The organism is Tardiphaga sp., assembly GCF_028290495.1.
Lineage (GTDB): Bacteria > Pseudomonadota > Alphaproteobacteria > Rhizobiales > Xanthobacteraceae > Tardiphaga.
In genome coordinates this window covers 1-18,099 of sequence record NZ_JAQGJT010000130.1, presented here as the reverse complement: position 1 = coordinate 18,099, position 18,099 = coordinate 1, and the positions used below count along the sequence as shown (strand labels likewise).

The window sequence follows — 18,099 nt, the reverse complement described above, 5'->3', positions numbered from 1 at the left end:
AGAAGAATGATGAAGAAACCGGGATCCCGGATCTGCGGAGCGGCATAAGAATGCCGCACCGCGTCCGGGAAACGCAGCAATGCCTCAGTCGAACAGGCTCGACACCGACTCTTCCGACGCGGTGCGGCCTATGGCGTCGGCGATCAAGGACGCGATCGGCAGCGTGCGGATGTTCGGTGAATTGATCACGGCATCGGTGGGCTGGATCGAATCCGTGATCACCAGTTCCTTCAGCTTCGAGCCGGTGATGCGCGCCGCGGCGCCGCCGCTCAATACGCCGTGGGTGATGTAGGCGTAGACATCCTTGGCGCCGTTGGCGAGCAGGGCGTCGGCGGCGTTGACCAGCGTGCCGCCGGAATCGACGATGTCATCGACCAGGATGCAGGTGTAGCCGGCGACGTCGCCGATCACGTTCATGACCTCGGATTCGCCGGCGCGTTCGCGGCGCTTGTCGACGATCGCCAGCGGCGTGTTGATGCGTTTGGCGAGGCCCCGCGCGCGCGCCACGCCGCCGACGTCGGGCGACACCACCATCACATTGGCGAGGTCGAACTTTTCCTTGATGTCGCGCACCATCACCGGCGAGGCGTACAGGTTGTCGGTGGGGATGTCGAAGAAGCCCTGGATCTGGCCGGCATGCAAATCGAGCGTCATGACGCGGTCCACGCCCGCATTGGTGATCAGGTTCGAGACCAGCTTGGCGGAAATCGGCGAGCGCGAGCCGACCTTGCGATCCTGCCGGGCGTAGCCAAAATACGGAATCACCGCGGTGATGCGGCGCGCCGAGGCGCGGCGCAGGGCATCGGTGACGATCAGCAATTCCATCAGATGGTCATTGACCGGATACGACGTCGACTGAATGATGAAGACGTCGGAGCCGCGGACGTTTTCCTGGATCTCGACGAAGATTTCCATGTCGGCGAAGCGCCGGACGCTGGCTTTGGTGAGGGACAGCTGCAGCCAGGAAGCGATTTCCTGGGCCAGAGCGGGGTTGGAGTTGCCGGCGACCAGCTTGATGGAGCCGTTTTTACCCGACATCGACGCGTCTCCCCGCGGCTTGGTGGATACAACGTTCAGCATATCGGATTACCCACGAACTGGACTGTCTCAACGAGCGAGGTGATATCAAGGACGCACGCGTGCTGGCAACCCGTGGACTGCGCTTTTCCTGCGCAAATTCAAGGTTTCGTCGTTAATGTTCGCTAAAGCTCAAAGCCATTTGCGTGGCAGCGGCAGGCTCCGGTACGTCCATGACGCTGGCCATCGCCGGGCCACTGCCGCGTAAAGCGGGGCCGGGGGCCGGTTGGGGCTCGCCTGGCGTGGTGCCGTTGATCATGCCGCCCAGGCCGGTGAGGCCGGCTTGCGCGATCCGGCGTAACACCAGGTCGTCGGCATTGGCCCAGGCATCGCTGCCCGCCCGGCCGGTCGGTTCCTCGCCGGAAACGCGCAGCGCGCGCTGCTGGTCGCGGTCGTAGACGTCCCAGACCCAGGCGATCGAGGTTTTGCCGCCGCGAATCTGGGCCGCGAGGTAGCTGCGCACACGATAGGCCGCGCTGTCCTGCCGCGAAACGACAGCGATGTTGCGAAGCTTCGCCTCACTGTCGAGCAGGTTGACGAGGCGGTCGAACACCTGCGGCGGCGGGCCATCGACGGATTCGAAGGCCACGGTGGCACTGCCGGGAGATGGAACCTGAGCAAAGGCTGCGGAGGGGCCTGTGGTGCTGGCGACATTGGCGCAGCCGCCGAGACCCAGCGCTACGGCCAGCAGCAGCGCGGCCGGCGCGAGGTGCGGTAATCGGAGGGCGGTGAAAGTGGCAAGTCGCATGCAACGTCCCGATTTCGACAAGGCCGTCCGCAGGCCATTCGACGGATCGAGGGATATCGTTAAAGCGCGTTAAGGTCTAGGGCGGGGTGGACACAGGTGTTGATGGAGCCTGGTAGCGACGCTGCCAACCCGTCGCTGACGTCCCGGTAAGCGAGCTTTTGCGAGCGCTTGGGCTCACCGGCCCGGGACGGCAGAGACTATTTCTCCAGCACGATGGCGTGGATCTGCCGGCCGTAATCCGGCTCGTTTCGGTGCACCGAGCGGCGATAGCTGAAGAAGTTCTCATCAGGATAGGTGTCGATGCCGGTATCGTCGATGGCGCCCACATCGGCGCGTGTCAGTCGCATGCGGATGTAGCCGGCGAGGTCGAACATCGCATGGCCGTCGCGCGCCGAGGGAATGAAGAACAGCGAATTTTCGCTGTCCTTGCGCACGAAACTTTCGACGAATTCGGCTCCGACCTCGTAGCTCGGCTGCCGGATCAGGGGGCCGATCGCCACCGTCATGTCGCTGCGGTCGGCGCCGAGTTTTTCCATGGCGTGGATGGTCGCTTCCAGGACGCCGGTGAAGGCGCCCTTCCAGCCGGCATGGGCCGCGCCGATCACGCGCGATTTGGGATCGACGAATAGCACCGGGCCGCAATCGGCGGTGGTGACGCCGAGCGCGAGACCCTCGACCCTGGTCACGATCGCATCTGCGCGCGGGCGCGTGGCCGCATCCCATGGCGCGGCGGCGACCGCGACGTCGGGGGAGTGAATCTGGTAGACGGTGAGGAAATGCGCGGGGTCGACGCCGATCTGCGCGGCCATGCGGCGGCGGTTTTCTGCGACATGGGATGGATCGTCGTTCGATCCCAGCCCGCCATTCAGTCCGGCATAGATGCCCGTCGAGACGCCGCCGTCGCGGCTGAAAAAGGCGTGGCGCAGGCCGGGAAGGGCGGCGAGTTTCGTTGCGGTCAGGGTCATGAGGCTTCGTTCTCGGTGCCTGTGTCGTCGCTCAGCGCGACCAGCGTTTCGAGGTTCGGATCGGAAATCCCGATCACCTTGAACATCGAGCCCATGCCGCCGCGACCGCTGTAGATCAGCCGCTTGAGCGCGCCGGTGACATCGTCCGCCACTTCCGGGCTGGCCTTGGCTATCAAGGTCTGGGCGCGGGTCTCGATGCCCAGTCGCTTGAGGAATTCGCCCTGCGATACCGGTCCGTGGACCCGGGCGCCGACGTCCTCGGCGGCGCGTCCCAGCGCCTGAAAATCGACATGGGAGGTGATGTCAGTCTCGCCGGGATTACGCAGCGGGTCGGCAAAGGAGTGCCGGGCGATTGCCTGCAGGGTGTCACCGGCGTCGGAGCGCAGATGGCCGTAATCGATCACCAGCGCCGCGCCGCCCTCGTCGCGAACGCGGCTGGCGATCTTCATCATCTCGGCATCGGGCCGCCATTCAAACACCGCGCCCATCGGGGCGGCGCGCACCAGCGGCGGCAGCAGAACCTCAAAATGCGGCATCGGCTCGGGTGCCGCACCGAAGCCAAGGCCGCCGTCGGCCTCGATCTCGACGGTGCGTTCGTGCCAGCCGTCGCTGTGCCTGACCGCCTGGTGCACCGGCAACACGTCGAAATATTCATTGGCGAGGATCACAGATGGTCCCGTCGGGACGCTGTCGAGGCTGTCGTGCCAATCGACCTTGCGGATGCCGGCCAAGGTCGCGCGCTGCTTGTCGCGCAGCACCGGGTTGATCTCGACGAGATGCACGTGCAGCGCTTGATATAATGGCGGCAGCACTCGCAAGGCGCGGAGCGCATCGGCCATCATGGTGCCGCGGCCTGGGCCGAGTTCGATCAGATGCAGCACCGGCGGTGATCCCATCGCGCGCCAGACCGACGCCGCCCACAGCCCGATCAACTCGCCGAACATCTGGCTGACTTCCGGTGCGGTGGTGAAGTCGCCCTCGCGGCCGAGCGGATCGCGCGAGACGTAATAGCCGTAGAGGGGGTGCGTCAGGCACAGCTGCATGTAGCGCCACACCGGCATCGGTCCGGCGGATTTGATCAGGCGCTGGATTTCTTCCTGGAGCGGCGAGCTGTCGATCACGTCAGGCCTTGCTGGCATGGGGGGCGGGACTCACCGCACCATGCCGCGGCGGCTTGCGCCAGGCCAGCACCATCAGGATCAATCCCACGACAATCATCGGCACCGACAGCAGCATGCCCATCGTCAGCCCGCCCCACAGGAAGCCAAGCTGCGGGTCCGGCTCGCGGAAGAACTCGCCGGTAATGCGCGCCAGGGCATAAAAGAAGATGAAGGCGCCAAGGATCATCCCCGGCCGCTTCAGCGCGCCGGCGCGGATCATCAAGGCGAGGATGATGAACAGCAAGATGCCCTCGAGCCCGGCCTCATAAAGCTGGCTGGGGTGGCGTGGGAGTGGCCCGCCATTGGGGAACACCATCGCCCACGGCACGCTTGCATCGGCGGCGCGGCCCCACAATTCGCTGTTGATGAAATTGGCCACGCGCCCCAGTAGCAGCCCGATCGGCCCGACCGCACAGGTGATGTCGCCGAGCGACAGGATCGGCAGCCCGCGTTTCCAGCAGAATGCCATCACCGCCGCCACGCAGCCGAGGAAGCCGCCGTGGAACGACATGCCGCCCTTCCACAATTCAAGGATTTCGGCGGGGTGGGCGACGAAGAAATCGAGGTTGTAGAACAGCACATAGCCGGTGCGGCCGCCGAGGATGATGCCGAGCGTTACCCACAGGATGAAGTCGTCGAACTCCAGCAGCGAGACCGGCGACGGCCCGCCCCACAGCCTCTCGCGCTTGATCAGCGCGCGGGCATAGGCCCAGCCCAGCACGATGCCGCCGATATAGGCCAGCGCGTACCAGCGGATCACGAGCGGGCCGAGCGCGATGGCGATCGGATCGAACACCGGAAAGGCTATGGTCAGGAAGGGGATGTCTGGAAAGGGCATGGCGTGGCTTACGAGTCCCGGCGTCGGCAGTAAAGCGCCACTGTATGACGATTGCGTGCCAGCGTGGAACACCCCAATCGCGCGGGCGGATGTGGCCGCGTCAGCGGACTTGAACTGCGCCGCCGGGATCGCCATTGTCGAATTCACGATCCCTTTCGATATGGCCTGACGGCCGGAGTTCCTGCCATGACCCAGACCAACAACCGGTTTTTCGATGAGATCGGCCGCCTGATGAACGACGCGGCCGGTGCCGCCCAGGGCGTCAAGCGCGAGGTTGATACGGTGGTGCGTAACCAGGCCGAAAAGATTCTGCGCGACCTCGATATCGTCAAGCGCGAGGAATTCGAAGCCGTGAAAGACATGGCCCGCCTCGCCCGCGAGGAAAACGAGACCCTGAAGGCGCGCATCGTGGCGCTGGAAGCCAAGCTCGGCGGGGCCTCGGAAGCCACCAGCGGCTAGAACGGCACCCGCGGGTGCTTGCCTTTACGCCTCGACATAGTCCGCGATGCTGGTCGGAGCGGGCACCGACAGGCCGTCTTCTTTAAGTCCGTCGATGTGAAATCGAATCGCGTCGCGGATTTCGATTTCGACGGCCTTGATGCTCTCGCCGGTCGCCACGCAGCCGGGCAGGTCGGGTACATAGGCCGAATAGTTACTCTCGGCCTTTTCGATAACCACTGCATAGCGCATCAGCGTCGTTCCTTGAGGCCGGACTTTTTCAAGATACTGGCAAACGTTCCCGTGCAAGGTCGTCCGTTCCCGGTGCAAGGTCGTCGGAGGGCTTGCCGGCCACGGTCACGCGCCCCGGCTTCAGCAAATGCCGATATTGACGGTGACTGCCGCGGGTCGGCGGGGAAGCGATACGCCTGATTTCCCCAAAAAAGCCCTGCATTTCCTTGTCTTTCCGGCCCTTTGGCGCTAAAAGCCCGGCACGTCTGCAGCCCCCGCACCCCTGGAGGCTTGCTGCGACGACGGAACGGGCCGCCCTGCGGCCTTTAACTTTTTTGAAAACAAGGACTTAAACGATGGCGACCGTCAAGGAATTGAAGGCGACCGTACGTTCGGCAGGCGGCAAGGGGGCCGCACGGGCAGTACGGCGCACCGGCCGAGTTCCGGGAGTAATCTATGGTGACAGCAAGCCCCCCGTGTCGATTTCGGTCGACGATGCCGAATTGCGCCAGCGCATTCTGGCCGGCCGCTTCCTCACCACGATCTATGACATCGACCTCGATGGCACCAAGCACCGCGTGATTCCGCGCGACTTCGCTCTCGATCCGGTGCGTGACTTCCCGCTCCACGTCGACTTCCTGCGCCTCGGCGTCGGCGCCACCATCCGCGTCAGCGTTCCCCTCCACCTCAAGGGCGCTGATACCGCTCCGGGCGTGAAGCGCGGCGGCACCATCAACATCGTCACCCACACCCTTGAACTCGAAGCCGAAGCCGACAGCATTCCGCAGTTCGTCGAAGCCGACGTTTCGGCGCTGGATATCGGTGGTTCGCTGCATCTGACGGACATCAAGCTGCCGAAGGGCGTCAAGACGCTGGCGCGCGCCGAAGATGTGACCCTGGTCACGATCGTGCCGCCGTCGGGCTATGGTGAAGAGCAGGCTGGCGGTGCCGCTGGTGCTCCGGCCGCTGGTGCGGCTCCTGCCGCGGCTGCCGCTGCCAAGGCTCCGGCCGCTGGTGCCAAGGCTCCTGCTGCCGGCGCGAAGGCCCCGGCTGCTGCCAAGGCGCCCGCCGCTCCGGCGAAGAAGAAGTAAGCCAACGCGGGATTCCGCGTCATGCGACTCTTTGTTGGTCTCGGAAACCCTGGTGCGAAATACCAGGGCAACCGGCACAATATCGGGTTCATGGTTCTCGACGAGATGGCGCGGCGTCACGGTTTTGCACCGTGGCGCCGCCGCTTTCAGGGCGAGACATCAGAAGGCACGCTGGGCCGCGAACGGGTCATCCTGTTGCGTCCGCTGACCTTCATGAACGACTCCGGTACCTCGGTTCAGGCTGCTGCCAGCTTCTTCAAGATCGCGGTGGGGGAGATCGCGGTGTTTCACGACGAACTCGAACTGCCGTTCTCCAAAGTACGCGTCAAGGTCGGTGGCGGCATCGCCGGGCATAACGGTCTGCGCTCGATCTCCGCGCATGTAGGCAACGACTATCGTCGCGTCCGGCTCGGCATCGGCCATCCCGGCGTCAAGGAACTGGTGCACAACCATGTGCTCAGCGATTTCGCCAAGGCCGAGCGGCCGCAGCTGGAAGCACTGATTGACGCGGTGTCGGACAATGTGGCGCTGCTGGCCGATGGCCGCGACTCCACGTTTCAGAACAAGGTGCATCTGACGATGCAGGCCAAGGGATTCACGTCGAAGGACGACAACGGCACCTGACGGATTTTCGTTGGTGCCGGACTTGCAACACACGCCGTCATGGCCGGGCCTGTCCCGGCCATCCACGATGTTCCGCGCGAACGTGGATGCCCGGCACACGCCGGGCATGACGAACTCTGAAACTGAGGATGTCATGGGATTCAAATGCGGTATCGTCGGGCTGCCGAATGTCGGCAAATCGACGCTGTTCAATGCGCTCACCGAAACTGCCGCAGCGCAGGCGGCGAACTATCCGTTCTGCACCATCGAGCCCAACGTCGGTGAAGTCGCCGTGCCGGACAAGCGGCTCGACATGCTCTCCGAGATTGGCAAGTCGCAGCAGATCATTCCGACGCGCCTGACCTTCGTTGATATCGCTGGTCTCGTGAAGGGCGCCTCGAAGGGCGAAGGCCTGGGCAACCAGTTCCTCGCCACCATCCGCGAAGTCGATGCGGTGGCGCATGTCGTGCGCTGCTTCGTCGATGACGACATTACCCATGTCGAAGGCAAGATTGATCCGCTGGCCGACATCGAGATCATCGAAACCGAGCTGATGCTGGCCGATCTCGAATCCTGCGAGAAGCGCATCGACAATCTCACCAAGAAAGCCAAGGGCAACGACAAGGACGCCAAGGACCAGCTCGATCTGGTGCAGCGCGCTCTGGTGCTGCTGCGCGAGGGCAAGCCGTCGCGCTTCCTTGAGCGCAAGCCGGAAGAAGAGCGCGCTTTTGGCATGCTCGGCCTGCTGACCTCGAAGCCCGTCCTCTATGTCTGCAACGTCGAGGAAGGCGCCGCGGGCGAGGGCAATGCCTATTCCAGGCTGGTCGCGGAGCACGCCGCAAAAGAGGGCGCGGTGGCCGTGGCGATCTCTGCCAAGATCGAGGCCGAGATCTCGACGCTGTCGCGCGCCGAACGCGCCGAATTCCTGGAGACGCTGGGCCTCGAAGAAGCCGGTTTGGATAAGCTGATCCGCGCCGGTTACAAGTTGCTGGACCTGATCACCTACTTCACGGTCGGGCCGAAGGAGGCCCGCGCCTGGACGATCGACCGCGGCACCAAGGCGCCGCAAGCGGCGGCGGTGATCCACACCGACTTCGAGAAGGGCTTCATCCGCGCCGAAACGATCGCCTATGACGACTACGTCACGCTGGGCGGCGAATCCGGCGCCCGTGACGGCGGCAAGCTGCGTCTCGAAGGCAAGGAATACGTCGTTGCCGATGGCGACGTGCTGCACTTCCGGTTCAATAACTAAACCCAGGCTTGTTCCCCCGGACGCCGCGCAGCGTGAAGAACGCTGCACCGCGTCCGGGGCAGGGCAGATGCCTCAATGCCCCTGGATGTGGCCCTGATCGCGGATTGCACCGAGGTGCTCGTTGATCCGGAACACGATCAGGATGAACTCCGCAGCGATGCGCGAGAAGATGATACCGACGATGGTGCCGGCGAGGCTCGACAGCACCAGGATAAATCCGCCGAACGGGCTGACCGCCATCGCGGCGAGGCCGGAAAACATGCCGGATATGCCGAACAGGATCATCAGGACCATCACCAGCCAGTAAAACGTCTTGATGATGGTGGGCGTGATAAAGCGGTCCCATTGAAACAGATCGCGAAATTCAAACATCGGTTAGTCTCCCCCGGCGCGTCGATTGGAATAAAATGGCAAGCAAAAGCTGGTGCCGGATATAGTCGCGTCTAACATTGTCCTGAGCGTGATCGTGGCCAGCCATGCAGCGCGAACGGTTGAGATTGCTGCAAATAACGGCCACAATCAGACTTCCTCGACGGCATCCCCATCATGACCATGACATTTGAAGATTTCCAGCCGGGTCTCCTCGGCAGCTACGGGCCGCGCCACGTCACGCGCGAGGAAATCATTGCGTTCGCCAGGGAATACGACCCGCAACCGATGCATCTTGACGATGAGGCGGCCAACGCCTCGATGCTCAAGGGCCTTGCCGGGTCGGGCTGGCACATGTGCGCGCTGATGATGCGTATGATGTTCGACGGCTTCCTGCACGAGACCGCCTCACTGGGCTCGCCCGGCGTCAACGAGATGCGCTGGCTGGCGCCGTTTCGTCCCGGCGACGATCTGATGCTCGATGTCGAGGTGGTGGAAGCGCGGCCATCGATGAGCCGGCCGTCGATCGGCATCGTCACGTTCAAATGCAGCACGCGCAATGCGAAGGGGCCGCTCTCCGAGATGATCGTGGCTGTCATCATCGGCCGCGCCACTGTGGCGGAGCAGGCATAAGATGAGATTTCTCGAAAACCTCGAAGTCGGCCAGCGTCGCGAGCTCGGCTCGTTCACCTTCACGCCCGAGCTGATCAAGAAATTCGCAGTGCAGTTCGATCCGCAACCGTTCCATCTCGACGAAGAGGCCGGACGCAAATCGTTGTTTGGCGGGCTCACGGCTTCCGGCTGGCACATCGCGGCAGTTGGCATGAAGCTGTTGGTTGCCGACGGCCAGCGGATGATGGCCGAAGCCAAAGCGCGCGGCGAGGAGCCCGCAGTGTGGGGACCATCGCCCGGGTTCCGCGAACTGCGCTGGATCAAGCCCGTGCTGGCTGGCGACACGATCAGCTACGCCAATGAAGTCGCCTCGGTGCGCGCCACGGCGTCGCGGCCGGGCTGGGGTATCGTGCAGGCGCGGAACACTGCCAGCAATCAGCACGGCGAGCTGGTATTTTCCTTCCTCGCCTCTGCCTTCGCGCCGCAACGGGGCAATGTTGCTTAAAAAACGCTGTGCTTAACCATTACACAGTTTGGTCAGGGAACCGCCTTGTTGTTAAGGCGTTCTGAACCTTGTGTTGGTGATGTACGACACACGACGACGTGATGATCTCTGGGGACGACAATGGCTGACCGCACTGGACTGAAATTCGTGGGCTTTATCTTCGCTAGCGTGACGCTGGCGGTGATGTTCGCGACCTGCATGGTGGTGAAGGGTTACGCCGACGGCGCCTATACGCTCGACACGGCATCGATCCCGACCGACCGCTAACATCCTTCGTTAGCGACCGCTGCGTTCTGCAAAGCAGGCACGGCGAAGTAGAGACCGCTCAGCGGCTCCAGCCCCAGGCCAGAATTACCACCGCCACCATCAGTAGTCCGACGAAGCGCACGATGATGGTGCCGATCTTCGGCTGCACCCTGCGCACGGGAATCGGATCGGTGGTGTTTGGCCGGATGGTTTTCACGAACGACAGCCCCAACTATAGAAGCGCGCGAAGCGCTTGGGCTTTGGTCGCGGGGATGACTGCCTGCGTTCAATGCATGCCACAAAAAACGCCGCGCTCCCGATGGGAGGCGGCGTTTTTGGTATTCAGTGCCGGCGCAATCAGTCGTGGCGCAGGCCGTCGGCGGTGCGCTTCCACTGCGCGACATTGTCGGCGATCAACCGGGTCGACTTCATCGCGGCCTGGCTAAGCTGCGCGTAGCCGGAGATCTCACGCTGGACGCGCTGGCCTTCGGCATGCAGCAGGTCGCGCAAGCTTTCCAGTTCGCCGACGAGATTCTCGATCTCGGCGAGCGAGGTGCCGGCGACGCGCTGGATCAGCGAGTTCACGCTGTTGACTGTGGCTTCGGTGCTGGATTCGAGCGGCAGGTCTGCGGGCGTCCCGCTGCCGCTGCTCACGATGCCAGCCGCCGGGCGGCGCAGATAGGCGACGTCGTTGCGCACGAAATCGCGGATGCCCGCTTCGACTTCGGAGACGGCTGCCAGATCGCTGTCTTCGGTGACGGATTCGGTTTTATCGGGATGGATCGCATTCATCGGCTCTTCCTTGTTTCGCATTGAGCGAGCGCGGATTGTCCCCCGCACGACGAACTCACTTCACCATCAAGTCACTGGAATTTGACCAGAACGGGGCCGTAGTGCGGCAATGCCCGTGTTTGACGATTATCGCTCAGCGGGGTGAAGGATTTCTTACTGCTTACCAGCTGTGCTTGAAGCCGGCGGTGAGGCTCTTGTTCGCCGGGCCCTGCAGGGTTTCGCTGATCGTGCCCGAAATATTGACGCCGCCGAACAGCTTTTGCTCGGCGCCGACCTTGCGCAGCCATTTATCGTCGGTGGTGGCTAGCGTCTGTCCGGCGATGAAGCTGGTGCCGCTGTCGGTGACGCTCAGTCTGGCGAGCTGGTCGGTCTCGTAGCTGCGGGTGAGGCGGCCATTGAAGCCGACCGCCGGCGCGTTGCCCTGCTGGATGATGTTGTAGCCGTTCTGCAGAGTCAGCGAATACTGGTTGCCGGCGAGCGGCACCAACTTGCTGAGCGAGGTGCCGAACTTGCTTTGGTCCGCCAGCGGATCGACGCGTGCCTCGATTGCGGTCTTGTCCCAGATCGAGGCGACGCCGGGCGCGGTCATCGCCGCCCAGGCGCTGCCGCCGGAGGAGGCCTGGCTGCCATCGCCGTACTTGTTGCGGTAAGCATCCGAGGCGCTGCGCGCCGCGTTCTGCCCGGCTACGTTGAGGTCCGCGCCGACGCGCGTATCCCAGAATGGCAGCAGGGGCTGTTTCACCGACAGCGCCGAGGAGCCGTCGGCATTTTTCTGCGAGGTCCAGGCAGAGCCGGCTGCCTTGTCCGCGGTGCGTTGCTCGCGCGGCGAAGCGCTGGCTGTCGGTGCGCGGCCTGTATCCAGCAATGTCCAATCCGGCTCGGGGACCACGTCCATCGCTGGCGGCGGCGAGGGGTCGACGGATTCGATCTCGCCGGGCGGCTGGGCCAGATCGAGGCCGCGCCAGGGATCCTCGGCGGAGGCCCGCGTCGGCGCCGCTGCGGCAGCGGTCAGTGCCACCAGCAGGCCCATCATGGTTGGTTTGAATGTGGTTGCCATCGTGCAGCCGATGCCCAGACTAGGTAGATCAGCACAGAATACCAACGGCTCGTCGGAATTGTGGCGTCGCAATAATTTTGGGCGGAACTGATCGGCGACGTAACGCTTGTCCTGACGCGCAGTCAGCGCGACATCAATTCCTAGGAAATCTCATGAAAAAATTAGCACTGCTCGCCGCCGCCGCCGTTGTCGCGATTTTCGCCGCCGCTCCCGCCTCCGCGCAGGGCATGCATCGTGACGGCATGCGCCATGGCGGCATGCATCGCGCTGGCCCGCACATGGGTCGCCCGCACGTTCGCCGCGCGCCGCGTATTGTCGTGATGCCGCGCCGCCATCATCACCACCGCGGTCATATGATGCGCTGATCGCGCTTTAGCGCTTTCGCAGCAACGGCCCCGCTGATGCGGGGCCGTTTTGCGTTCAGAAGCCCATCGGCAGGCGCGTGCGGAAAAACACCATGATCAGCGCTGCGCCCACGACGGTGCCGCGGGTACCGCCGAGCGCTGCGCCGGCCGGGCGCCGCGCCGGCCATGCGGGCCACAAGCCGGACGCGGCAAGCGCCAGTGCGACCGACAGCAAGCCCCACGCGCTCCAATGCAGGCCGACGCTGGACCCGGACTGCCGCTTATTTCTTCGGTGACGATCCGGCCGCGGTCTTGCCGGCGGCGAACGGATTGACGGGGGTGGTGCCGCCCTTCTTCAGGTTCTTGTCGGCCTTCGGCTTCTTTTTTTCCTTGTTCGACTTCATCTGACCCTTGGCCATGGCGATATCCTCGGCGCCCGGGGAATGGATTCGGCGCACACAAGAAATAGCAGATCGCGCAGAGTTTGTATCTGGCGGTTCCGCGTGCGCCGTCCGGTTGCGGCGCAGCGCTCAGCAGAGCGCCTCCACGACGCAGGTGAACGGCGAATATATGTGGAGCAGCGAACGCGGGGTGCCGTAGTAGTTGCGATAGTGGAAGTCGCCGGCCTGGCCGTAATAGCCCGCCACGCGCGGCGAGTTGCGGACCCAGCCGGGATCTACCGTCTCGACTGTTTCGGCCGCCGCGCGCCGGCCGCCGCCCGCCTGCGGCTCCGCAAACACCTGGCCCAGCCGGGAGCGGTTGGCCATGTCGGCCGCAGAGGCGGTGCCCAGAGAAACCACCAGCGCCAGCGCGACGAAGGGCAGCAATTTCGGCATGGTCAGTCTCCGGTGATTCGTCGATCATAGCGAAGCGCCGTTAGGATTGGTTAACGCCCGGCAAGATGTCGGCGCGCGGGAGGATGGCATGCTGCGTTTGTTGCGATGGATGACATTGCTGGCGGTCACCGTGTCCGCGCCGGCTTTGGCGCAGCCGGCGCCGGAGGTGTTGCGCGATCTGGCGCCGACCGGCGTGCTCCGCGCCGCGATCAATTTCGGCAATGGCGTGCTGGCGCAAAGAGGCGAAGACGGCGCGCCGCGCGGCGTCTCTGCCGACCTCGCCACGGAGTTGGCAAAGCGACTCGGCGTAGCGGTGGCGTTCGTGCCCTATGAGGCCGCCGGCAAGGTGTTCGAGGGCGCCAGGACGGGCGCCTGGGATGTCGGCTTCATGGCGATCGAGCCGGTGCGTGCTGCGGAAATCACGTTCACCGCGCCCTATGTCATCATTGAGGGCACCTACATGGTCCGGCAGGATGCGGCCTTCAAGGAGGTCGGCGATGTCGACCGCCCCGGCGTCAGGATCGCCGTCGGTCTCGGCTCGGCCTACGACCTCTATCTCACCCGCACCGTGCAGAAGGCCACCGTGTTGCGCGCCAGGGCCGGCGGCGGCACTGCGATGATCGAGATGTTCCTGCAGGACCAGCTCGACGTTGCTGCCGGTGTCCGCCAGCAGCTCGATGCCTATGCCAAGGATCATCCGGAGATGCGGGTGATGACCGGCTACTTCCAGGAGATCAGGCAGGCGATGGGGATGCCCCGCGTCGAGGGCCTGCCGCGCGCGGCCGGCGCTAAATATCTCGCCGACTTCGTCGAGGAGATGAAGGCGTCGGGCTTCGTGGCCGCGGCGCTGAAGCGAAGCGGGCAGGTGGCGGACGTGGCGCCCGCTGGCAAATAACGGTCGGCGTCTTGCTGCCATGCGCGCCGTGCCTTCCGGGTTGCGCCCGCATGGCTTGACTTCGCGCGGGTGACGGCCAATCTCGCTCGGGTAAAAAATATCAAGAATAACAACTTCAAAAATACCCGGGAGAGACCTATGGCCGAGGCCTATATCATCGACGCAGTTCGCACGCCCCGCGGCATCGGCAAGGTCGGCAAGGGCGCGCTCGCGGAACACCATCCGCAGCATCTCGCCGCCACCGTGCTGCGCGCCATCGCCGAGCGCAACCATCTCAACACCGCTGACGTCGATGACGTGATCTGGTCGACCTCGACCCAGCGCGGCAAGCAGGGCGGCGATCTCGGCCGCATGGCCGCGCTCGACGCCGGCTACGACATCAAGGCTTCCGGCACCACGCTCGACCGCTTCTGCGGCGGCGGCATCACCGCAGTGAACTTTGCCGCGGCGCAGATCATGTCGGGCATGGAAGACGTGGTGATCGCCGGCGGCACCGAGATGATGTCGCTCACAGGCGCGATGGCTGCCGAGGACATGGCCGCCGGCAAGCCGCCGCTCGGCATGGGCTCCGGCAACAAGCGCCTGGCACAAGTGCATCCGCAGTCGCACCAGGGCATCTGCGGCGACGCCATCGCCTCCATGGAAGGCATTACGCGCGAGGCGCTCGATGCGCTGGGGCTTGAGAGCCAGCGCCGCGCCGCTGTCGCCATTGCCGAGGGGCGCTTCGACAAGAGCCTGATCCCGGTGAAGGACGACGAAGGCAATGTCGTGCTGGCGAAGGACGAATTCCCGCGCCCCAACACGACAGCGGAAGGCCTCGCCGGCCTCAAGCCCGCTTTTGCCGCGATGGCCGATCATCCGCTCGACGACAAGGGCACGACCTATCGCAGCCAGATCAACCAGAAATATCCCGACCTGAAGATCGAGCATTTTCATCACGCCGGCAATTCCTCGGGCGTCGTCGACGGCGCTGCAGCGCTGCTGCTGACCTCGAAGGACTATGCCGACAAGCACGGCCTCAAGCCGCGCGCGCGCATCGTCGCGATGGCCAATATCGGCGACGACCCGACCTTGATGCTGAACGCCCCGGTGCCGGCCGCGCGAAAAGTGTTGGCGAAGGCCGGGCTCACCGTGGACGACATCGACCTCTGGGAGATCAACGAGGCTTTCGCCGTCGTCGCGGAAAAGTTCATCCGGGATCTCAAGCTCGACCGCGCCAAGGTCAACGTCAACGGCGGCTCGATCGCGCTCGGTCATCCGATCGGCGCGACCGGCGCGATCCTGATCGGCACCGTCCTGGACGAACTGGAACGGCGTGGCTTGAAGCGCGGCCTCGTCACCATGTGCGCTGCCGGCGGCATGGCGCCGGCGATCATTATCGAGCGGGTGTAGTTCACTGTCGTTCCGGGGCGCGCGCAGCGAAAGCTGCGCGCGAACCTCAGCTACTCCAATTGGAGTGGCGGGGAACCTCGACATGCCCGAACATTTCGGGATTCCGGGTTCACGCTTTATCGGCTGCGCCGATCGAAGCGCGCCCCGGAATGACAGTGCCTCCGGAACAGAATTGCAGTGCCCACGCGCCGTCGGTTTCGCGCTCATGCGCAAAGCGGGCCTCCCGGTGTGCCCCCCGCGAAAAACGAGGGGGATGACGCGCCGAAAGGCGCAATTGGTATCAAGTCGCGCTCCGGACTGCGGCGTGCGAGCCGCCTCCCGGACCGCGTCGCCTTTCGGCGCGCCATCACGGCGATTTCTGTCCGGGGGACCGTGCTTCCGGGTACTGGGCGTATCATCCAGCCGGATTTCGCCGGCCTTCTCCCGCACCCGTCCAGCCGCCAAGCGGCAGAGCCCCGTAGTGGGCCCGGACGATGACCCCCGGCCTCCCGGGTCCGTGGGTGCGAGCCACGTCCGCAGGCGCCGCATCCCGCTCCACTCAACGAGCGCCCTCGAGAAGCGCCCCTCACGAGCGGGACGGAGAGGGGTATATAGTCTTGTAGGAATGTTGTCAATGGGGGTGACTGCTCTGTCACGCACCAAACTTGTCTGAATATCTTGGGATTAGACTAAACGCTCGATATGATTGTTCGCGCTTGCTGCTACAACTGCAGAAACTAAGACAATAGCAGCGTACTACAAATGTTGTGCGGTGCGGAACTGCGACGTTCATTATTTCCGGTTGGACCATGAAGAGAGATTCTAGTCAATGTTGACCAGGGTACGTGGCCGAGAGGAGCGCCGGTGCCGCCCGAGCTTTCGGTTGCCGTGGGTATGCAAGAAGTAAACTTGGCATCGGCATTTTTGATGCTGGGTACGCTTACTATGCCGGACCTATTGTCGCCCGCGTCCCCTGCACGGTTTTGGGCTTGGCTTCGATATTTCGAGTCGATCAGGCCGTCGTCCGATCTGCGAATAAGTATGGATTTCGCTGGGTTGGATCCACACCAAAAAGGAATTTTAAGCGACGATTTTGGCGTAGCGCTTTCTACGCAATGGTTTTTCGACCGCATAGGCGGATTTTCTGATATAGTTGATGGTCGTCGATTTATGCTGCAATTCGCACACTTACTTCCTCCAAAAACGAAAGCCGCGACGGCGAAAGTTGGACCTACAAAGGCTCCAGATTACGTCATTAAGGATCGAAGCGGAAAGTGGCACGTTGTTGAATGCAAGGGTACCCAATCAGGCCGAGCACATCGGGATAAGTTCTTAAAGGACGCATTGGCCCAGAAGAGAATCATACAGATCAATGGGCGATTTAGGGGTGAGAGGCTCGCTATGGGCCTCGCAATTTCGAATGAACAAAGCCAAACAGCGAGCGAATTGAGGGTTGTTGATCCCGAAACAGACCCTTTAATTTCATTGAATGAGCAGCAATCTGAAGAGATCGACGCAGCGGCTCATCGCATCGCGATAGCGCGTGCCTTGGGAGTTGTCGGCTTGGGCGAAATGGCGGTTGAATTGTCGCTTCCCGTCGAAAGCGGAGCAACAGACTTTCTCCGTCCGAACGAAAGGTTGCGAATGCGATCTGCCCGATCCGACAGAAAAGCTTTGCTGAGGAGCAAATGCGTGAGCGCACGTTGGAGAGACGCAGGTTTCACGGCGTCAGGTTTGAGTCCCGATCGGTAACCATCGACGACTCGCTCTTAAACGGAACAGGCCCGCTTAAAGGAATCCGAGTCGTTCAAGGCGTCAACCGTGATCTGATAGAGGAGATCGCTGGCGGAATGTCAGACGAAACATTTCGTGACAGCGTTGAAGCTTATACGAAAGACGCAGTCATCAAAATTCGGACCACTGGATCGCGTACGACGTTAACTTACGGCGACGTCCTGTACGCTACGTTGGATCTTAAAGAAAAATAGTGCATGTACTCTAGAGTAGTAAGTATTTCAGCTACCTCTTCTTCCACCCACCGCGATGCCCCGGCGCGCCGCCTGAGCTTCTTGCCGCGGGCCCGAACTCCGGCCCCGACTGCCGAGAATCCTTCGGCTGGAAGATCTTGCTCTCCGTGCCCGGGCCCATTTCATCCAGCGTCGGCTTGCGCGGCCGGCCGACTTTCTTGCCGCGGTCGGGAACGACCTCGTGCCATCCGGCGATGCCCATCTCGTCGAGGCCGGGCTTGTGCACTTTCGATGACGGCGTGTTGTTGCCGCCGCGCTTGGCGGACTGCTTCGGCATATTCGCCGAAGCGCCGAACTGCTTGTCGCCCTTGAACGAGCCGGCCTTGCCTTGCACGGTGCGCTGCTTGGCGGTGGGGTCGTCGACCACCGCCAGCTCGGTCGCGCGCAGGCGCTTGACCTCGTCGCGCAGGCGGGCGGCTTCCTCGAAATTGAGGTCGGCGGCGGCCTCGCGCATCCTTGTTTCCAGATCTGACAGCACGGCTTCAAAGTTGTGGCCGATGGCCATGACATCATCCGCCATGCCGCCATTGCCGATTTCCACCAGCACGTGGTCGCGCTCGTAGACCGAGTTCATGATGTCGCCGATCGACTTCTTGATGCTCTCCGGCGTGATGTTGTGCAGCGTGTTGTATTCGACCTGCT

The 18,099-nt window shown here is 63.3% G+C and carries 26 protein-coding genes; 10 read left to right on the top strand and 16 right to left on the bottom strand.

All coding sequences use genetic code 11. The features are described 5' to 3' along the window. Positions 1-84: 84 nt before the first annotated feature. The 5 genes from JWQ24_RS19450 to lgt all read right to left on the bottom strand — a co-directional run bounded on the left by JWQ24_RS19450 (position 85) and on the right by lgt (position 4,773). Positions 85-1,038: a ribose-phosphate pyrophosphokinase gene (locus JWQ24_RS19450; RefSeq protein WP_299716707.1), complete on the bottom strand. Its 954-nt coding sequence runs from the start codon at positions 1,036-1,038 to the stop codon at positions 85-87. 154 nt (positions 1,039-1,192) lie between these two features. Then, positions 1,193-1,825 carry a hypothetical protein gene (locus tag JWQ24_RS19445; protein WP_299811629.1) on the bottom strand — a complete coding sequence of 211 codons (633 nt, stop codon included), beginning with the start codon at positions 1,823-1,825 and terminating at the stop codon, positions 1,193-1,195. A 197-nt stretch (positions 1,826-2,022) separates the two neighbouring features. Further along, a complete protein-coding gene (gene pgeF, locus JWQ24_RS19440) occupies positions 2,023-2,790 on the bottom strand; it encodes a peptidoglycan editing factor PgeF (protein ID WP_299811628.1) in 768 nt (255 codons plus the stop codon). Further along, on the bottom strand, positions 2,787-3,911 hold the full coding sequence (locus tag JWQ24_RS19435; RefSeq protein ID WP_299811626.1) for an SAM-dependent methyltransferase: 1,125 nt from the start codon (positions 3,909-3,911) through the stop codon (positions 2,787-2,789). The genes pgeF and JWQ24_RS19435 overlap by 4 nt, the downstream gene beginning before the upstream one ends. A gap of 1 nt (position 3,912) precedes the next feature. Beyond that, on the bottom strand, positions 3,913-4,773 hold the full coding sequence (gene lgt, locus JWQ24_RS19430; RefSeq protein WP_299811631.1) for a prolipoprotein diacylglyceryl transferase: 861 nt from the start codon (positions 4,771-4,773) through the stop codon (positions 3,913-3,915). 201 nt (positions 4,774-4,974) lie between these two features. On the opposite strand from lgt, the gene JWQ24_RS19425 reads away from it, so the two are divergent. Next, the gene (locus JWQ24_RS19425) at positions 4,975-5,247 is read left to right on the top strand and encodes an accessory factor UbiK family protein (protein WP_299811624.1); all 273 of its coding nucleotides are present in this window, start codon (positions 4,975-4,977) and stop codon (positions 5,245-5,247) included. Between the two features lie 24 nt (positions 5,248-5,271). Here JWQ24_RS19425 and JWQ24_RS19420 read toward each other — a convergent pair whose 3' ends face one another. Continuing rightward, positions 5,272-5,478 carry a type II toxin-antitoxin system HicB family antitoxin gene (locus tag JWQ24_RS19420; RefSeq protein ID WP_299811622.1) on the bottom strand — a complete coding sequence of 69 codons (207 nt, stop codon included), beginning with the start codon at positions 5,476-5,478 and terminating at the stop codon, positions 5,272-5,274. A gap of 28 nt (positions 5,479-5,506) precedes the next feature. After that, complete coding sequence (locus JWQ24_RS19415) at positions 5,507-5,680, bottom strand: type II toxin-antitoxin system HicA family toxin (RefSeq protein WP_299811620.1); 174 nt, start codon at positions 5,678-5,680, stop codon at positions 5,507-5,509. 133 nt (positions 5,681-5,813) lie between these two features. Here JWQ24_RS19415 and JWQ24_RS19410 point away from each other — a divergent pair, with 133 nt between their 5' ends. The 3 genes from JWQ24_RS19410 to ychF all read left to right on the top strand — a co-directional run bounded on the left by JWQ24_RS19410 (position 5,814) and on the right by ychF (position 8,403). Then, positions 5,814-6,548: a 50S ribosomal protein L25/general stress protein Ctc gene (locus JWQ24_RS19410; protein WP_299811618.1), complete on the top strand. Its 735-nt coding sequence runs from the start codon at positions 5,814-5,816 to the stop codon at positions 6,546-6,548. Between the two features lie 21 nt (positions 6,549-6,569). Continuing rightward, a complete protein-coding gene (gene pth / locus JWQ24_RS19405) occupies positions 6,570-7,172 on the top strand; it encodes an aminoacyl-tRNA hydrolase (RefSeq protein ID WP_299811616.1) in 603 nt (200 codons plus the stop codon). 133 nt (positions 7,173-7,305) lie between these two features. After that, positions 7,306-8,403, top strand: a complete 1,098-nt coding sequence (ychF, locus tag JWQ24_RS19400; protein WP_299811614.1) for a redox-regulated ATPase YchF — start codon at positions 7,306-7,308, stop codon at positions 8,401-8,403. 72 nt (positions 8,404-8,475) lie between these two features. Here ychF and JWQ24_RS19395 read toward each other — a convergent pair whose 3' ends face one another. Further along, complete coding sequence (locus JWQ24_RS19395; protein WP_299811612.1) at positions 8,476-8,775, bottom strand: DUF4282 domain-containing protein; 300 nt, start codon at positions 8,773-8,775, stop codon at positions 8,476-8,478. Between the two features lie 174 nt (positions 8,776-8,949). Between JWQ24_RS19395 and JWQ24_RS19390 the strand changes: the two genes are divergently transcribed. From JWQ24_RS19390 to JWQ24_RS19380, 3 genes are all read left to right on the top strand, one after another. Further along, positions 8,950-9,405 carry a MaoC family dehydratase gene (locus JWQ24_RS19390; protein WP_299811610.1) on the top strand — a complete coding sequence of 152 codons (456 nt, stop codon included), beginning with the start codon at positions 8,950-8,952 and terminating at the stop codon, positions 9,403-9,405. A gap of 1 nt (position 9,406) precedes the next feature. Further along, positions 9,407-9,889 carry a MaoC family dehydratase gene (locus JWQ24_RS19385; RefSeq protein ID WP_299811609.1) on the top strand — a complete coding sequence of 161 codons (483 nt, stop codon included), beginning with the start codon at positions 9,407-9,409 and terminating at the stop codon, positions 9,887-9,889. A gap of 120 nt (positions 9,890-10,009) precedes the next feature. Then, positions 10,010-10,156, top strand: coding sequence for a hypothetical protein (locus tag JWQ24_RS19380; protein WP_299811607.1), 147 nt, complete (start codon positions 10,010-10,012; stop codon positions 10,154-10,156). A gap of 58 nt (positions 10,157-10,214) precedes the next feature. On the opposite strand, the gene JWQ24_RS19375 is transcribed toward JWQ24_RS19380, so the two are convergent. The 7 genes from JWQ24_RS19375 to JWQ24_RS19345 all read right to left on the bottom strand — a co-directional run bounded on the left by JWQ24_RS19375 (position 10,215) and on the right by JWQ24_RS19345 (position 13,164). Continuing rightward, positions 10,215-10,352, bottom strand: a complete 138-nt coding sequence (locus JWQ24_RS19375) for a hypothetical protein (protein ID WP_299811605.1) — start codon at positions 10,350-10,352, stop codon at positions 10,215-10,217. Between the two features lie 140 nt (positions 10,353-10,492). After that, the gene (locus JWQ24_RS19370; protein WP_299811603.1) at positions 10,493-10,927 is read right to left on the bottom strand and encodes a hypothetical protein; all 435 of its coding nucleotides are present in this window, start codon (positions 10,925-10,927) and stop codon (positions 10,493-10,495) included. 160 nt (positions 10,928-11,087) lie between these two features. Further along, entirely contained in the window at positions 11,088-11,984 is an 897-nt protein-coding gene (locus JWQ24_RS19365; protein ID WP_299811601.1) for a hypothetical protein, read from the bottom strand. 161 nt (positions 11,985-12,145) lie between these two features. After that, the gene (locus JWQ24_RS19360; protein WP_299811599.1) at positions 12,146-12,337 is read right to left on the bottom strand and encodes a hypothetical protein; all 192 of its coding nucleotides are present in this window, start codon (positions 12,335-12,337) and stop codon (positions 12,146-12,148) included. Positions 12,338-12,404: 67 nt separating this feature from the next. Continuing rightward, on the bottom strand, positions 12,405-12,563 hold the full coding sequence (locus JWQ24_RS19355; RefSeq protein WP_299811597.1) for a hypothetical protein: 159 nt from the start codon (positions 12,561-12,563) through the stop codon (positions 12,405-12,407). 46 nt (positions 12,564-12,609) lie between these two features. Further along, a complete protein-coding gene (locus tag JWQ24_RS19350) occupies positions 12,610-12,747 on the bottom strand; it encodes a hypothetical protein (protein ID WP_299811595.1) in 138 nt (45 codons plus the stop codon). Between the two features lie 111 nt (positions 12,748-12,858). Then, positions 12,859-13,164 (bottom strand): hypothetical protein, encoded by a 306-nt coding sequence (locus JWQ24_RS19345; RefSeq protein WP_299811593.1) that lies wholly within the window; start codon positions 13,162-13,164, stop codon positions 12,859-12,861. Between the two features lie 88 nt (positions 13,165-13,252). On the opposite strand from JWQ24_RS19345, the gene JWQ24_RS19340 reads away from it, so the two are divergent. The 3 genes from JWQ24_RS19340 (at position 13,253) to JWQ24_RS19330 (ending at position 17,182) form a co-directional block, all read left to right on the top strand. Beyond that, entirely contained in the window at positions 13,253-14,059 is an 807-nt protein-coding gene (locus tag JWQ24_RS19340) for a transporter substrate-binding domain-containing protein (RefSeq protein WP_299811591.1), read from the top strand. Between the two features lie 138 nt (positions 14,060-14,197). Further along, complete coding sequence (locus JWQ24_RS19335) at positions 14,198-15,451, top strand: acetyl-CoA C-acetyltransferase (protein WP_299811589.1); 1,254 nt, start codon at positions 14,198-14,200, stop codon at positions 15,449-15,451. Between the two features lie 1,020 nt (positions 15,452-16,471). Further along, on the top strand, positions 16,472-17,182 hold the full coding sequence (locus JWQ24_RS19330; protein WP_299811588.1) for a hypothetical protein: 711 nt from the start codon (positions 16,472-16,474) through the stop codon (positions 17,180-17,182). A 267-nt stretch (positions 17,183-17,449) separates the two neighbouring features. On the opposite strand, the gene JWQ24_RS19325 is transcribed toward JWQ24_RS19330, so the two are convergent. Beyond that, the coding region (locus tag JWQ24_RS19325) for a UvrB/UvrC motif-containing protein (protein ID WP_299811587.1) at positions 17,450-18,099 on the bottom strand (650 nt) is incomplete at its 5' end.

Excerpts from the sequence above, each read along its gene's own strand:
- JWQ24_RS19385 (WP_299811609.1), top strand. The coding sequence starts at position 9,407 with ATGAGATTTCTCGAAAACCTCGAAGTCGGCCAGCGTCGCGAGCTCGGC.
- pgeF (WP_299811628.1), bottom strand. The coding sequence starts at position 2,790 with ATGACCCTGACCGCAACGAAACTCGCCGCCCTTCCCGGCCTGCGCCAC.
- pth (WP_299811616.1), top strand. The coding sequence starts at position 6,570 with ATGCGACTCTTTGTTGGTCTCGGAAACCCTGGTGCGAAATACCAGGGC.
- JWQ24_RS19395 (WP_299811612.1), bottom strand. The coding sequence starts at position 8,775 with ATGTTTGAATTTCGCGATCTGTTTCAATGGGACCGCTTTATCACGCCC.
- JWQ24_RS19380 (WP_299811607.1), top strand. The coding sequence starts at position 10,010 with ATGGCTGACCGCACTGGACTGAAATTCGTGGGCTTTATCTTCGCTAGC.
- JWQ24_RS19425 (WP_299811624.1), top strand. The coding sequence starts at position 4,975 with ATGACCCAGACCAACAACCGGTTTTTCGATGAGATCGGCCGCCTGATG.
- JWQ24_RS19330 (WP_299811588.1), top strand. The coding sequence starts at position 16,472 with ATGGATTTCGCTGGGTTGGATCCACACCAAAAAGGAATTTTAAGCGAC.
- JWQ24_RS19370 (WP_299811603.1), bottom strand. The coding sequence starts at position 10,927 with ATGAATGCGATCCATCCCGATAAAACCGAATCCGTCACCGAAGACAGC.
- JWQ24_RS19340 (WP_299811591.1), top strand. The coding sequence starts at position 13,253 with ATGCTGCGTTTGTTGCGATGGATGACATTGCTGGCGGTCACCGTGTCC.
- JWQ24_RS19345 (WP_299811593.1), bottom strand. The coding sequence starts at position 13,164 with ATGCCGAAATTGCTGCCCTTCGTCGCGCTGGCGCTGGTGGTTTCTCTG.
- JWQ24_RS19410 (WP_299811618.1), top strand. The coding sequence starts at position 5,814 with ATGGCGACCGTCAAGGAATTGAAGGCGACCGTACGTTCGGCAGGCGGC.
- JWQ24_RS19365 (WP_299811601.1), bottom strand. The coding sequence starts at position 11,984 with ATGGCAACCACATTCAAACCAACCATGATGGGCCTGCTGGTGGCACTG.
- JWQ24_RS19350 (WP_299811595.1), bottom strand. The coding sequence starts at position 12,747 with ATGGCCAAGGGTCAGATGAAGTCGAACAAGGAAAAAAAGAAGCCGAAG.
- JWQ24_RS19445 (WP_299811629.1), bottom strand. The coding sequence starts at position 1,825 with ATGCGACTTGCCACTTTCACCGCCCTCCGATTACCGCACCTCGCGCCG.
- JWQ24_RS19420 (WP_299811622.1), bottom strand. The coding sequence starts at position 5,478 with ATGCGCTATGCAGTGGTTATCGAAAAGGCCGAGAGTAACTATTCGGCC.
- JWQ24_RS19335 (WP_299811589.1), top strand. The coding sequence starts at position 14,198 with ATGGCCGAGGCCTATATCATCGACGCAGTTCGCACGCCCCGCGGCATC.
- JWQ24_RS19450 (WP_299716707.1), bottom strand. The coding sequence starts at position 1,038 with ATGTCGGGTAAAAACGGCTCCATCAAGCTGGTCGCCGGCAACTCCAAC.
- JWQ24_RS19360 (WP_299811599.1), bottom strand. The coding sequence starts at position 12,337 with ATGACCGCGGTGGTGATGATGGCGGCGCGGCATCACGACAATACGCGG.
- JWQ24_RS19390 (WP_299811610.1), top strand. The coding sequence starts at position 8,950 with ATGACCATGACATTTGAAGATTTCCAGCCGGGTCTCCTCGGCAGCTAC.
- ychF (WP_299811614.1), top strand. The coding sequence starts at position 7,306 with ATGGGATTCAAATGCGGTATCGTCGGGCTGCCGAATGTCGGCAAATCG.
- JWQ24_RS19415 (WP_299811620.1), bottom strand. The coding sequence starts at position 5,680 with ATGCAGGGCTTTTTTGGGGAAATCAGGCGTATCGCTTCCCCGCCGACC.